A 13,130-nucleotide genomic window follows, 5' to 3' on the forward strand; every position below is an offset into this window, starting at 1 on the left:
GCCCACCATCCTGTCGAGAGCGGACCGGATTGACAACGTGCACCGTCGTCGGGCCGATAACGTGTCCTCACGATCGCGGCCGATGAAGGGACGCACCCACATGACCGACACCGGGCCCGCCGACGCGGCGCCGCTCGTCAACCGGGCGATCCGTCGCGACGTCGCGCGGGCGCTGACCGCGCTGACGCAGTGCCCCATCCCGATGACGCGCAGCGCCGCGCCATCGCCGAACACCTGGTGTGGATGCTGAAACCGATTGCCCGCGAGGAAACTCCGGCCGCAGCTGCCGCAGCCGCGGTGATCAGCGCGGCGCGACGGTACGCCGATGACGCCGCACACCGAGAAGAGGTCGCCGACGCGCTCGGCGTGCTGGCCCCGCTGCTGAACGAGTTGCGCGTCGGGATGCCGACGTCGACCCTGGCGCTACCGTGGCTGGTCGATGACGCGCCCACCGCAGAACGCCACGCGCTGGGCGTGTCGAGGCGCCTCGAGCGTGCCTACCGGCGCCGGACCTACCGGTGCTGGTATCTGCCAGAACACTGCGGGCTCAAACGCAACCTGAGTGCCCACGTGAGCGTCGACGTGAATGCGCCCACGGACGCCGTGTGGCGGGTGATCTCCGACCCGACCCGCACCGCGGAGTGGAGCCACGAGTGCAACGGTGCCCAGTTCCTGGACGGCGCAACCGAATCCGGGCTCGGCGTGCGTTTCAAGGGCGTCAACCGCTCGGGGCGTACCACGTGGTCGCGGGTGTGCACGATCTTCGCGTTCGAACCGGGCCGGGAGTTCGGCTACGTCACCTCCAGTGGCACCGGCGATGCGACGGCGTGGCACTTCCGGGTCTCGCCGACACCGACTGGCGCTCGCCTCGAGCAGGCGTTTCAGACCGTCGCGCTGCCGGCGTGGATGTCGGCCATGGTGGGTGTCCTGATGCCATCGCACGACGATCGGACGGGCGCGCTGCGCGAGGACATGCGACGTGCCGGCGCATTGGCCGAGCTTTACCACCGCACCCAGTCCTCGGCGTAGCCTCTCGGCCATGGCGGAACTCAAGGAACGGCTGCGGGCAGACCTGACGACGGCGATGAAGTCGCGGGACAAGTTGCGCACCGCGACGCTGCGGATGCTGCTCGCGGCGGTGCAGGCCGAGGAGGTCTCGGGTAAGTCGTCACGCGAACTGTCCGACGACGACGTGCTGAAGGTGCTCGCCCGTGAGTCGCGCAAGCGTGGCGAGGCCGCGCAGATCTACATCACGAACGGTCGCGGCGAACTGGCGGCCAACGAGCGTGCCGAGGCCAGCGTGATCGACGAGTACCTGCCGACCCAGCTCAACGACGACGAAGTGGCCAACGTGGTGAACACCGCGATCGCGCAGGTGGCCGAGGAGATCGGGCACGGTCCCGGCATGAAGCAGATGGGCCAGGTGATGAAGGCCGCGACGGCCATCGCCGACGGAAGGGTCGACGGGTCGCGTCTGTCGGCAGCCGTGAAGGACCGGTTGTAGCCGTTTTCCCGGGCCGCGCCCGGGTATCCGGAAACCCATGACGCGTTTCGGATACACCCTCATGACGGAGCAGAGCGGACCCAAACAACTTGTCGAGTACGCCGTTTCGGCGGAACGGGCGGGTTTCGACTTCGAGGTCTGCAGTGACCACTTCTCGCCGTGGCTGAGCGCGCAGGGGCATGCGCCCAACGCATGGACGGTGCTCGGGGCGGTCGCGCACGCGACGGACACCGTCGAACTCCTCACCTACGTGACGTGTCCGACGATGCGCTATCACCCCGCGGTGGTGGCCCAGCAGGCGGCGACGCTGCAGATTCTGGCCGACGGTCGCTTCACCCTCGGCCTGGGGAGCGGGGAGAACCTGAACGAACACGTGGTCGGTCAGGGCTGGCCGACCATCGCGCGGCGTCAGGAGATGCTCAGCGAGGCGATCCAGATCATCAGAGAGCTGTTCACCGGCGAGGTGGTCGACTGGAAGGGCGACTACTTTCAGGTGGACTCGGCCCGGCTGTGGGATCTCCCCGAGGTTCCAGTGGCGATCGCCGCCGCCGTGTCGGGGGACCGATCCGTGGAGGCGTTCGCACCGCTGGCCGACCACCTGATCGCCGTGCAGCCCGACAAGGACCTGGTGGACGCGTGGAGCCGTGCGCGCAAGGCGATCGGGCTGTCCGGCGAGGTCCGCGCCATCGGGCAGTTGCCAATCTGCTGGGATCCCGATCGCGATGCCGCTGTGGCGCGTGCTCACGAGCAGTTCCGGTGGTTCGCCGGCGGGTGGGCAGTCAACGCCGACCTGCCGACCACCGCGGGATTCGCGGGCGCGACCCAGTTCGTCACACCGGAGGACACCGCGTCGAACATCCCATGTGGCCCCGACCTTGAGGCGATCGTCACCGCGGTCGACGAGTACCGGCAGGCCGGCTTCACCGATATCGCGCTGGTTCAGGTCGGCGACGACGGGCAGGACCGCTTCCTCGATATAGCTGCCAAGCCGCTACTGGCGATGCTGCGCGACGCGGTCGGCTGAGCCACCGCGTCCGCCCGTCAGGCCCGTGGCCGGCGCTGGCGACGTAGGCAGCCATTGCAGCAAGAAGCCCTGACCGGATAAACCGAATCAGGGCCTCTATCTGCCTACACGAGTCGGGGTGACAGGATTTGAACCTGCGACCTCTTCGTCCCGAACGAAGCACGCTACCAAGCTGCGCCACACCCCGAGTAAAGCCACGACAGCGTATCGCACGGGGCCCGACGGACGCCAAACGCCTGGTCTGCGCCGCGGTGTCGGATGGTGCCTGGGCGAGGGGTAACCGTTTGATCAACACGCGGCGTGGGATGAATTCGGCGCACCCCGGCGTTGTCACGATCAGAAACGCGCACCACACGAGGGAGGAGAGATTCGATGACCACCTTGGGAGCAGCTCTCTACGGCGGGTTCTTCGGTATCGCTGCGCTGTGGCTTTTCCTGACGTCGGACGCGGTCGGTAGTCGGCGCGGTCAGACCCAGGTGCCGGAGCGTTCGAACTCGGCCAGCACGGCCTTCGACGCCGAGGTGTCCAGCCCCGCGCTGGTCAGCCATTCGTCACTGAAATAGGTGTCGGCGTAGCGGTCGCCGCTGTCCGCGAGCAGCGTGATGACCGACCCGCTGCGCTTCTGCGCGATCATCTCGGCCAGCAGGCCGAAGGCGCCCCACACATTGGTGCCGGTCGAGGGGCCGACACGCCGTCCCAGGACCGAGCCGACGTGATGTGCGGCGGCGATTGAGGCCGCATCGGGGACCACCATCATGCGATCGACCACATCGGGCAGAAACGACGGTTCCACCCGCGGACGACCGATGCCCTCGATGCGCGACGACGCGCCCGTGACGATGTCACGCCTGCCCTGGGCATAGGACGGGAAGAACGCCGAGTTCTCCGGGTCCACGACGCACAGCCGGGTGGGGTAGCGGCGATACCTGATGTAGCGCCCGATGGTCGCGCTCGTCCCGCCAGTCCCCGCTCCCACCACGATCCACTCGGGGCAGGGGTGCTGCTCCTCGCGCATCTGATCGAATATCGACTCGGCGATGTTGTTGTTGCCCCGCCAGTCCGTCGCGCGCTCGGCGTTGGTGAACTGGTCGAGATAGTGCCCGCCGGTCTCGGCGGCGAGACGTTCGGCCTCCGCGTACACCTGAGACGACTCGGCGACGAAATGGCAACGGCCACCCTGTGATTCGATCAGCTTGATCTTCGCCGTGCTGGTCGACGACGGCATCACGGCGATGAAAGGCAAGCCGAGCATCGCGGCGAAATATGCCTCGGAGACGGCCGTCGAGCCCGACGACGCCTCGATCACCGTGGTGTTCTCGCCGATCCATCCGTTGCACAACCCGTACAGGAAGAGCGATCTCGCCAACCGATGCTTGAGGCTGCCGGTGATGTGCGTCGTCTCGTCCTTGAGATACAGCTCGACGTCGACACCGTCACACCACGCCGCGGGTAGCGGATACCGCAGCAGATGTGTGTCGGCACTACGGCGTGCGTCGGCCTCGATCAGGCGTACGGCGTTATCCACCCACTGACGAGGCTGAGTCCGCGCAGCGTCCGTGGCGCCGTCGCTCACCGTGCCGCGACGGTCGACTGCGAGACACCTGCCCTGGTTCCGGCGTGACCGCCACCGGTGGGAGCGGCGACCAGTGTGAGAAGCGTGGCCTCCGGGCGGCAGCAGAACCGCAGCGGCGCGTACGGCGAGGTGCCGACGCCCGCCGAGACGTGCAGCTGGGTGTTGGTGCCCCACCGGGACGGTCCCTTGGCCCGTGACGGGTCAAGATCGCAGTTGGTCACCAGGGCGCCCTTGAACGGAAGGCAGAGCTGCCCGCCGTGGGTGTGGCCCGCCATGACCAGCTGGTAGCCGTCGGCGGCGAACCGGTCCAGCACCCGCGTGTAGGGCGCATGGGTGATGCCGAGCGTCAGGTTGGCCGCCGGGTTGGGGCGACCGGCGACGGTCTCGTAGCGGTCGCGCTTGAGGTGCGGGTCGTCGACACCGGCGGCCGCGATCACCAGACCGTTGACGTCGATCTCGCGCCGGGTGTGGGTCATGTCCAGCCAGCCGCGCTCGGTGAACGCCGCCCGCAGGTCCTGCCAGGGCAGCGGCACACCGGTGATGCGCTTGGACTTGTTGAAGATGTAGCTGGCGGGGTTCTTCGGCCGCGGCCCGAAGTAGTCGTTGCTGCCGAACACGAACAGTCCCGGCACCGACAGCAGATCCCCCATGGCCTGTACGACCGACGGCACGGCCTTCGGGTGCGCGAGATTGTCACCGGTGTTCACCACCAGGTCTGGGCTCCAGCGCGCCAGGTCGCGCAGCCAACCCTGCTTGCGTTGCTGTCCCGGGCGCATGTGGAAGTCCGACAGGTGCAGCACGCGCAGCGGCGACGAACCGGGCGTCAGCACCGGCATGGTCACTTCGCGAATCACGAACGCGTTGCGCTCGATGAGCGAACCGTAGGCGATCCCGGCGACCAGCGAGCCAGCGGCGACCGCCGCGGTGTTCTTCAGAATGGTCGATGGGTCGGGCATGCTCGCAGCCTACTGCCAGATGGGTGCAGGCCGCCCAAAGCACAGCGAGCCGTTATCAACCCCACAGTCGATACCCCGCCCGTCGGGCGGGGTATCGATCACGGTGGCGGCGGCGGTGGCGGCGGGGGTCCCAGGACCGGCACGGTGATCGGCGGAAGGCCGGGGATCTGAATGACCGTCGAGCCAACGGGAGCGGGCGGCCCATCCATGCCCGGGATCGGCGGAAGGCCGATTGGCGGTGGCGGTGGTGGCGGCGCGATGCCATTGCTGACCTGGATCGTGATGATCGACCCCGGCACCGTCTGGCCGGCTGGCGAGGTTCCGACGACCGTGCCCAGCCGCAAACCGCTGTTGACCGGGTTGGACTGATCGGCCACCTGGAAGCCCGCGTCCTTCAGACGTTGACGGGCCAGACTCTCACTCATGCCGGCGATGCTGGGCACCTTCGAACCCGGTGCACCGTCGACGAAACGCGGGTCAGTGGGCGGCAACTGCACGGTGTCCGGCGTGAACTGCTTCATGGCGGTGAACCACGTCCGGGCGGGCTCGTTACCGCCGAACAGGTTGCCCGATCCGCATTGCCGCAACGGGAACGAGCACAACTCCGTTGGGGCGGTGGAGTCGTCGTAGATGTAGTTGGCCGCGGCGTACTCACTGGTGAAGCCCAGGAACGCGGACGACCGGTTCGCCTCAGTGGTGCCGGTCTTGCCCGACATCGGCAGGTTCCAGCCGACCGATCCGGCCGCACCCGCCGCGGTACCCGAGCCGGTGTCGTCCTTGCTCATCGCGTTGGCCAGGGTGTTGGCCAGGCCCTCGGGCACTACCTGTTCGCACGTCTCGGTCGTGACCGAGACTTCTTGACCGGACCGGTCGAAGACCTTGTCGATCGGGTTCGGCGGGCACCACGTGCCGCCCGAGGCCAGCGTCGCTGCGACGTTCGACAGCTCAAGCGCGTTGACCTCGATGGGGCCCAGAGTGAAGGACCCCAGGTTCTGGCGCTTGACGAAGTCGGCCAGGCTCTCGTTGCTCTCAGGGTCGTAGTCGCGCGCGGTGCCGGGCAGGGCGTAGGAACGCAGGCCCAACTTGACCGCCATGTCGACGGTGCGCTGCACGCCCACCTGGGAGATCAGCTTGGCGAAGGCGGTGTTCGGGGAGGTGGCCAGCGCGTCTGTGACGGTCATCGAGCCGCGGTAGTTGCCCGCGTTCTGCACGCACCAGGTGGCGGGCGGGCAACCCTTGGCGCCGCCGCTGCCCAGCCCCTTGGCCTCGAACCGGGACGGCGCGTCCAGCTGCGCGTTGATGCCCATACCCATGTCGAGGGCCGCCGCGGTGGTGAAGATCTTGAACACCGACCCCGCGCCATTGCCCACCAACGAGAACGGTTGGGGCTGCATGGTCTCGCCGGCGTCCAGGTTCAGCCCGTAGGTGCGGTTACTCGCCATCGCGACGACCGGATGCGATTCCTTGCCGGGCCTGATCACGCTCATCACGCTGGCGACACCGTCGAGGTCCGGCGGCGCGATCCCGTCAACCGAGGACTTCACCGAGGCCTGCACGTCGGGATCGAGCGTCGTCTTGATGAGGTAACCGCCCTTGGCGACCTGCTCCTTGCTGATGCCCGCGCGTGCCAGGTACTCGAGTGCGTAGTCGCAGAAGAAGGCGCGGTCGCCCGCGGCGATACAGCCTCGCGGCAGCTCCATCGGTACCGGAAGCACGCCAAGGGGTTGCTCCTTGGCCTCCCGCAACGCCGACGCCTCGTGTGGCAGGTTCTCGATCATCGTGTCCAGCACGACGTTCCGCCGTGCCAGCGCACCGTCGGGGTTGGTGTACGGGTTGAGCGTGCTGGTCGACTGGACCATGCCCGCCAGCAGTGCGGCCTGTTGCCAGTTCAACTCGGAGGCGTTGATGCCGAAGTAGGTCTGGGCCGCGTCCTGCACCCCGAACGCGTTATTACCGAAGGACACCAGGTTGAGGTATCGGGTGAGGATCTCGGGCTTGGTGAACGTCTTGTCCAGTGTCAGCGCCATCCGGATCTCTCGCAGCTTGCGTGCGGGAGTGGTCTCGATGGCCGCGCGCTTCTCTGCCTCGGTCTGCGCGACGACGAGGAGTTGGTAGTTCTTGATGTACTGCTGCTCGAGGGTCGAGCCGCCGCGGGTGTCGCTGGCGCCCGAAAGGTAGCCAGAAAGGCCCGTCAGCGTGCCCTGCCAGTCGACACCGTTGTGGTCGGCGAACCTCTTGTCCTCGATCGAGACGATCGCCAACTTCATCGTGTTGGCGATCTGTTCGCTCGGAACCTCGAAACGTCGTTGGCTGTATAACCAGGCGATGGGGTTGCCGCGAGCGTCCACCATCGTGGAAACCGCGGGCACGTCACCCTCGACGAGTTGAGTGGATCCGTTGGCCACGACGTCGGACGCGCGGTTCGACATCAGGCCGAAGCCGCCGACGAGCGGAAACATGAAGGCGGCGGCCACGACGCTGGCCAAAACGCAGCACCACGCCAACTTGATGACCGTCACCGCAGTGGGTGGACGAGTCGGCGGGCGCTCAGACATGGGTTACAGAGTAGCGACGTCGGCTAACGACAGCTTTTCCGCCGCTGAATCGCCCCTGCTCGACACTTGGCGGGGTCCTGTATGGCCTGCCAGAGCGGTATGCGACGCTGACGGTGCCTGCATAAGTCAAGTCACGGCACGGTCGTCCCAAAAATTCGTGATTTGACTGTTGCGCAAAACCCCCCTGACCACCTAGCTTGGACAGACAGTGCGATCTAGGTAACACTACCGGTCGCAATGTGGCGCAGCTCGCAACAGCGTGCTATCGCTTGGGGTTGACCGCCGAAATGGCGGCTGGAGGAGGGATCGCACGTGTCAGGTACACGGCCGGCGGCTCGCAGGACAATCATGAGTTCCCCTGTAAATGCAGTTGTTGTTCAAAGTGTCGAGGCCGAGGCCCGCATCGCGTGGGTTTCGCAGGCCAGATGCCGGCAAGCCGATCCTGATGAATTGTTCGTGCGGGGGGCCGCACAGCGGAAGGCCGCAGTCATCTGCAGGCACTGCCCGGTCATCACCGAATGCGGCGCAGATGCACTCGACAACCGCGTCGAGTTCGGGGTGTGGGGTGGCATGACCGAGCGTCAGCGTCGCGCTTTGCTCAAGCAGCATCCCGAGGTCGTGTCCTGGGCGGACTTCTTTGCCGCTCAGCGTAAGCACCGCAGCGCGGTTTAGTACCGAGCCGCCTCGGCTCAGGCGGCTTCCCCGGTGATCTGATCGGCGATGGCGCGCAGCGCCTCGAGGTCCGACACGTCGAACGGCAGCGAGGGTACGCCGACGATCGAGACGTGCGGGTTTGCTCCCGTGAAGCGGGAGAGCAGTCGCACCTCACGTTTGGCCGTTAGCGCGCGGTCGGCGTGAATCCTCAGCACCGCCGCGGTCAACGCGTCGTCCTCGGTCAACGAGTCAGCCGCGGTGCTGGCCTGCTCGGGCTTCAGATCGCACAGCGTGGGGTGTGTGCGGTTGAGGATCAGCCCGGCAAGCGGCATCTTCTCCTGTGACAGACGGTCGACGAAGAACGATGCCTCCCGCAGCGCGTCGGGCTCGGCCGCCGACACCACCACGAACTGGGTGCCGCGTCGCTTGAGCAGTTCGTACGTGCGGTCGGCCTTCTCGCGGAATCCGCCGAATGTCGCATCCAGTGACTGCACGAAACTTGCCGCGTCGGAGAGCATTTGGGAACCGAGCACCGTCGACAGTGCCTTCATGGCCAGGCCGACGGCGCCGGTCACCAGGCGGCCGATGCCACGTCCCGGCGCGAGCAGCATCTTCCACAGCCGGCTGTCCATGAAACTGCCCAGGCGCTTCGGCGCGTCGAGGAAGTCAAGCGCATTGCGCGACGGCGGGGTGTCGACGACCACCAGGTCCCACTTGTCCTGGGCCAGCAGCTGTCCGAGCTTCTCCATCGCCATGTACTCCTGAGTCCCGGCGAGGGAGGTTGCCACGGTCTGATAGAACTGGTTCTCCAGAATCGCGTCTGCCCGATCGGATCCCGAGTACTGGATCACCATCTCGTCGAACGTGCGACGCATGTCGAGCATCATCGCGTGCAACTCCCCGGTGACCTCGGGGGCCAGCGGTACCCGCTGCGGGGTGTTGCCCAGATCCTTGACGCCGAGGGCCTGCGCGAGGCGCTTCGCGGGGTCGATGGTCAGCACCACAACGGTGCGGCCGTACTCGGCGGCCCGCAGCGCCATCGCGGCGGCCGTGGTGGTCTTGCCGACACCGCCTGCGCCACAACACACCACGACGCGGTTGGAGGTGTCGGACAGGATTGCCTGCATGTCGAGCGTGAGCGGTGTGGTGCTCATCTATCGGACTCCCTGCTGCGCGAGTTCTTCGGCGAGTTCATACAGGCTGCCCAGGTCGACGCCGTCGCGCAGGGCGGGCAGCTCCAGTCGTGGCACGTCGATCAGGTCGAGCTGCTCTGCGCTCTCGGCGCGCGCCGAGATCCGCGTGGCGTGCTGAATGGTCTCGGTCAACAGGCCCGCGAAGTCGGAGTCCGACAACGTGATTCCCGTCTTCGCGAGACCCGCTCGGACGGCGTCCGCGTCGACGTCACCCTCGGCCGCCTTGGCTAGATCGTCGGCACCGAGATAGGCCGGGATGTTGCGGTTCACGATGACGCTGCCGACATGCAGCCCCATCTCCTGCAGCTCCTCGATGGCCTCCACGGTCTCCTGAATCGGCAGGGCCTCCAGCAGCGTCACCAGATGGATCGAGGTCAGATCCGAGTGCAGCAGCTTGACGACGCCATCGGCCTGCGAGTGCACGGGACCGCCCTTGGCCAGGTCGGACACCGCCTTGGTGACATCGAGGAAGCGAGCGATGCGACCGGTGGGCGGTGAGTCGACGACAACGGCGTCGTAGGCCTGGTGCTTGGCCTTCTCCCGCTCCTTCTCGTTGCGCACCACGATTTCCTTGATCTTGCCCGTCAGCAGGACGTCGCGAAGGCCCGGCGCGATGGTGGTCGCGAACTCGACGGCACCGATGCGACGCATTGCGCGGCCGGCGATACCGAGGTTGTAGAACATGTCGAGGTACTCCAGGAACGCCGCCTCGGTGTCGATGGCCAGCGCATTGACCAGGCCACCGCCGTCGGCGGTCGCGATCTTCACCTCCTCGTAGGGAAGCGGCGGGACGTCGAAGAGCTGCGCGATGCCCTGGCGTCCCTCGACCTCCACCAACAGCACGCGGCGGCCACCCGCGGCGAGCGCCAGGGCAAGGGCCGCGGCGATTGTCGACTTTCCGGTGCCACCCTTTCCGGTCACGAAGTGCAGCCGGGCCTTGGTCGATCGCGAGGACCAGCCGACGGCGTTTCGGCCGGTGGATGCGGAGGAGGGGGGAGCCACCTATGCATGCTAACCAAGCCGCACCGCCTGACCCGTAAGCTCAGCCGCATGAGCGAACTGACTCGGTGGGAGTACGCCACGGTCCCCCTGCTGACACATGCGACAAAGCAGATCCTCGACCAATGGGGCGAGGACGGCTGGGAGCTGGTTTCGGTGCTACCTGGCCCGACCGGCGAGCAGCATGTCGCCTATCTGAAGCGACCCAAGTGACGGCGTCCGGGACCTGGTCGGCGCGCCTGGCGGAGCTGGGCATCGAGCTGCCCGCCGTCGTCGCTCCGCTGGCCGCCTACGTGCCCGCCGTCCGCACCGGCAACCTGGTCTACACGTCCGGGCAGCTGCCGATGCAGTCGGGTGAGCTGCCGCGCACCGGCAAGGTCGGCGCCGACGTCGACCCCGCCGACGCCAAGGATCTCGCGCGGACATGCGCGCTCAACGCGCTGGCCGCCGTGCACGCTCTGGTCGGCATCGATGCCGTCGTCCGGGTGGTGAAGGTGGTTGGCTTCGTCGCGTCCGCACCCGGCTTCAACGGACAACCCGGCGTCATCAACGGCGCATCGGCGCTGCTCGGTGACGTTTTCGGCGAGGCGGGCGCGCACGCCCGCTCCGCTGTGGGGGTGTCGGAGCTGCCGCTGGATGCGCCGGTCGAGGTCGAACTCATCGTGGAGGTCGCGGGGGCGTGACCTCCAACGCGGCATTGGAGCACCCCGCCTACGGGGCGCTGCGTCGCGTGACCGACACGGCGTCCGTCCTCCTGTGCGATAACCCCGGCCTGCTGACGCTCGACGGCACCAACACGTGGGTGCTTCAGGGACCGGGCAGCGACGAGATGGTGATCGTCGATCCCGGACCCGATGACGACGCGCATGTCGACGCCATCGCGAGCCTGGGCAAGATCCCGCTGATCCTGATCAGCCACAAGCACGGCGACCACACCGACGCCATCGACAAACTCGTCGATCGGACCGGTGCGACCGTCCGCGCGCTGGGTAGCGGATTCCTTCGCGGCCTCGGCGGTCCGCTGACCGACGGCGAGGTGATTGACGCCGCTGGCGTGCGCATCACCGTGATGGCCACGCCCGGCCACACCGCCGACTCGCTGTGCTTCCTGGTCGACGACGCCGTTCTGACCGCGGACACGGTCCTCGGGCGGGGAACGACCGTGATCGACAACGAGGACGGCAGCCTTCGCGACTACCTGGAGTCCCTGCGCCGTCTGCGTGGATTGGGCAAGCGCACGGTGCTGCCGGGGCACGGTCCCGATCTGGGTGACATTGAGGCGGTCGCGGGGATGTATCTGGCGCATCGCGAGGAACGGCTGGACCAGGTGCGAGACGCGCTAAAGGTGCTCGGTGAGGACGCCACCGCCCGACAGATCGTGGAGCACGTCTACACCGACGTGGACCAGAAGCTGTGGCCGCACGCGGAGTGGTCGGTCCAGGCGCAGCTGAACTACCTGCGCAGCTGACCTCTCCCCGCCCAGCAGTCGCAAAAGCCCCTCATTCACGTGGAGTGAAGTGAGGGGCTTGTGCGACTGTTCGCGCTACTAGCGCGCTCGGCGGGCCAGACGCTCGGAATCGCTGATCAGAACGCTCTTGCCCTCGAGGCGAATCCAGCCGCGGTGGGCGAAGTCGGCGAGCGCCTTGTTCACCGTCTCGCGGGAGGCGCCGACCAGCTGGGCGATCTCCTCCTGGGTCAGGTCGTGCGTGACCCGGAGCGAGCCGCCCTCCTGGGTGCCGAAACGCTGGGCCAGCTGCAGCAGCTGCTTGGCAACCCGGCCGGGCACGTCGGTGAAGATGAGGTCGGCCAGGTTGTTGTTGGTGCGGCGAAGCCGGCGAGCCAGCACACGCAACAACTGATCGGCGATCTCGGGACGGTCCTTGATCCACGCCTTGAGGGCGTCGCGGTTCATCGCCACGGCGCGCACCTCGGTGATGGTGGTGGCGCTCGAGGTCCGCGGACCGGGATCGAAGATGGACAGCTCGCCGAACATGTCCGACGGACCCATGATGGTCAGCAGGTTCTCGCGACCGTCGGGTGAGCGGCGACCGATCTTCACCTTGCCGGACATGATGATGTACAGCCGATCACCGGGCTCGCCCTCGGCGAACACCGTGTGTCCGCGCGGGAAATCGACGGGCTGCAACTCCTTGGCCAGCGCCGATACAGCGGTCGGTTCGACGCCCTGGAAGATTCCGGCCCTAGCCAGGATCTCGTCCACGTTGCCCCTCTTTTTGTTCTCGGGTGATATGACACGCGCAGGCTAAGCCGCCGCGCGATAGCGAACGTCAGTCTAGTGGGTGCCCGGTTCGCGACGTGCCAACGCTACACACGATCGGGCTGCCGGGTCGGCAGAAATTCGGGATTGCCCCGGTGATGGATGTAGATCCGGGCAGGCGCACGGTGCGATGCGGTGCTCGGAATCGACTCACTGAAGCGGGTGTGGAACGGCTCGTACACGCAGTCGGCGTCCAAATCGTCGTCGACGTCGTCGCGTGCGGGCGGACGTGCACAGTCGGCCTTGGCCCGGTCCAGGGCGGCGGCCACGTCCTTGTCGGAGACTGCGTCACCGACAAGATTCGATTCCAGGCGGTCAAGCCCGAAGGTCGCCAACATCAGCAACCCCGGGACGAAGACAACCAGCAACCACGACACAAGACTGAAGTAAACA

General features: G+C 67.0%; 15 protein-coding genes and 1 tRNA gene. 8 read left to right on the forward strand and 8 right to left on the reverse strand.

The genetic code is table 11. The annotated features are described in order from the left end of the window. The first annotated feature begins 82 nt into the window (after positions 1-82). Genes ABIA65_RS06200 through ABIA65_RS06215 form a run of 4 tightly spaced genes read left to right on the forward strand, consistent with a single transcriptional unit; the run spans position 83 to position 2,528 of the window. Entirely contained in the window at positions 83-250 is a 168-nt protein-coding gene (locus tag ABIA65_RS06200) for a hypothetical protein (protein WP_354523118.1), read from the forward strand. Beyond that, entirely contained in the window at positions 190-1,029 is an 840-nt protein-coding gene (locus tag ABIA65_RS06205; protein ID WP_354522965.1) for an SRPBCC family protein, read from the forward strand. The genes ABIA65_RS06200 and ABIA65_RS06205 overlap by 61 nt, the downstream gene beginning before the upstream one ends. A 10-nt stretch (positions 1,030-1,039) precedes the next feature. Next, positions 1,040-1,504, forward strand: coding sequence for a GatB/YqeY domain-containing protein (locus ABIA65_RS06210; RefSeq protein ID WP_241402740.1), 465 nt, complete (start codon positions 1,040-1,042; stop codon positions 1,502-1,504). Between the two features lie 37 nt (positions 1,505-1,541). Beyond that, positions 1,542-2,528 (forward strand): LLM class F420-dependent oxidoreductase, encoded by a 987-nt coding sequence (locus ABIA65_RS06215; protein WP_354522966.1) that lies wholly within the window; start codon positions 1,542-1,544, stop codon positions 2,526-2,528. Positions 2,529-2,641: 113 nt separating this feature from the next. On the opposite strand, the gene ABIA65_RS06220 is transcribed toward ABIA65_RS06215, so the two are convergent. The 4 genes from ABIA65_RS06220 to ponA2 form a co-directional block, all read right to left on the reverse strand. Further along, positions 2,642-2,715: transfer RNA gene (locus ABIA65_RS06220), tRNA-Pro, on the reverse strand. A gap of 280 nt (positions 2,716-2,995) precedes the next feature. Then, a complete protein-coding gene (gene cds1, locus ABIA65_RS06225) occupies positions 2,996-4,102 on the reverse strand; it encodes an L-cysteine desulfhydrase Cds1 (protein WP_241402742.1) in 1,107 nt (368 codons plus the stop codon). Beyond that, positions 4,099-5,058 carry a metallophosphoesterase gene (locus ABIA65_RS06230; protein ID WP_241402743.1) on the reverse strand — a complete coding sequence of 320 codons (960 nt, stop codon included), beginning with the start codon at positions 5,056-5,058 and terminating at the stop codon, positions 4,099-4,101. The genes cds1 and ABIA65_RS06230 overlap by 4 nt, the downstream gene beginning before the upstream one ends. Positions 5,059-5,156: 98 nt before the next feature. Continuing rightward, a complete protein-coding gene (gene ponA2 / locus ABIA65_RS06235) occupies positions 5,157-7,613 on the reverse strand; it encodes a transglycosylase/D,D-transpeptidase PonA2 (RefSeq protein ID WP_241402744.1) in 2,457 nt (818 codons plus the stop codon). Positions 7,614-7,925: 312 nt separating this feature from the next. Here ponA2 and ABIA65_RS06240 point away from each other — a divergent pair, with 312 nt between their 5' ends. Next, positions 7,926-8,285 (forward strand): WhiB family transcriptional regulator, encoded by a 360-nt coding sequence (locus ABIA65_RS06240; protein ID WP_241402745.1) that lies wholly within the window; start codon positions 7,926-7,928, stop codon positions 8,283-8,285. Between the two features lie 17 nt (positions 8,286-8,302). Here the strand turns inward: ABIA65_RS06240 and bagB are convergent, their stop codons facing one another. Both bagB and bagA read right to left on the reverse strand, forming a co-directional pair. Continuing rightward, positions 8,303-9,421, reverse strand: a complete 1,119-nt coding sequence (gene bagB / locus ABIA65_RS06245; RefSeq protein WP_241402746.1) for an ATPase BagB — start codon at positions 9,419-9,421, stop codon at positions 8,303-8,305. Continuing rightward, entirely contained in the window at positions 9,422-10,462 is a 1,041-nt protein-coding gene (gene bagA, locus ABIA65_RS06250) for an ATPase BagA (protein WP_241402747.1), read from the reverse strand. A gap of 48 nt (positions 10,463-10,510) precedes the next feature. Between bagA and sp36 the strand changes: the two genes are divergently transcribed. From sp36 to ABIA65_RS06265, 3 genes are read left to right on the forward strand one after another with little or no spacing between them, the layout of a single operon-like run. After that, a complete protein-coding gene (gene sp36, locus ABIA65_RS06255) occupies positions 10,511-10,672 on the forward strand; it encodes a Sp36 family protein (RefSeq protein ID WP_241402748.1) in 162 nt (53 codons plus the stop codon). Further along, positions 10,669-11,142: a RidA family protein gene (locus ABIA65_RS06260; RefSeq protein ID WP_241402749.1), complete on the forward strand. Its 474-nt coding sequence runs from the start codon at positions 10,669-10,671 to the stop codon at positions 11,140-11,142. The genes sp36 and ABIA65_RS06260 overlap by 4 nt, the downstream gene beginning before the upstream one ends. Beyond that, positions 11,139-11,927, forward strand: a complete 789-nt coding sequence (locus ABIA65_RS06265; RefSeq protein ID WP_241402750.1) for an MBL fold metallo-hydrolase — start codon at positions 11,139-11,141, stop codon at positions 11,925-11,927. The genes ABIA65_RS06260 and ABIA65_RS06265 overlap by 4 nt, the downstream gene beginning before the upstream one ends. 78 nt (positions 11,928-12,005) lie before the next feature. Here ABIA65_RS06265 and ABIA65_RS06270 read toward each other — a convergent pair whose 3' ends face one another. Then, positions 12,006-12,680, reverse strand: a complete 675-nt coding sequence (locus tag ABIA65_RS06270; protein ID WP_241402751.1) for a Crp/Fnr family transcriptional regulator — start codon at positions 12,678-12,680, stop codon at positions 12,006-12,008. 104 nt (positions 12,681-12,784) lie between these two features. After that, positions 12,785-13,114, reverse strand: coding sequence for a hypothetical protein (locus tag ABIA65_RS06275; protein ID WP_241402752.1), 330 nt, complete (start codon positions 13,112-13,114; stop codon positions 12,785-12,787). Between the last annotated feature and the right edge of the window lie 16 nt (positions 13,115-13,130).

The sequence above is a fragment of the Mycolicibacterium sp. 624 genome (genome assembly GCF_040548615.1).
Classification (GTDB): Bacteria; Actinomycetota; Actinomycetes; order Mycobacteriales; family Mycobacteriaceae; genus Mycobacterium.

Excerpts from the sequence above, each read along its gene's own strand:
- sp36 (WP_241402748.1), top strand. The coding sequence starts at position 10,511 with ATGAGCGAACTGACTCGGTGGGAGTACGCCACGGTCCCCCTGCTGACA.
- ABIA65_RS06230 (WP_241402743.1), bottom strand. The coding sequence starts at position 5,058 with ATGCCCGACCCATCGACCATTCTGAAGAACACCGCGGCGGTCGCCGCT.
- ABIA65_RS06215 (WP_354522966.1), top strand. The coding sequence starts at position 1,542 with ATGACGCGTTTCGGATACACCCTCATGACGGAGCAGAGCGGACCCAAA.
- ABIA65_RS06200 (WP_354523118.1), top strand. The coding sequence starts at position 83 with ATGAAGGGACGCACCCACATGACCGACACCGGGCCCGCCGACGCGGCG.
- bagB (WP_241402746.1), bottom strand. The coding sequence starts at position 9,421 with ATGAGCACCACACCGCTCACGCTCGACATGCAGGCAATCCTGTCCGAC.
- ABIA65_RS06210 (WP_241402740.1), top strand. The coding sequence starts at position 1,040 with ATGGCGGAACTCAAGGAACGGCTGCGGGCAGACCTGACGACGGCGATG.
- ponA2 (WP_241402744.1), bottom strand. The coding sequence starts at position 7,613 with ATGTCTGAGCGCCCGCCGACTCGTCCACCCACTGCGGTGACGGTCATC.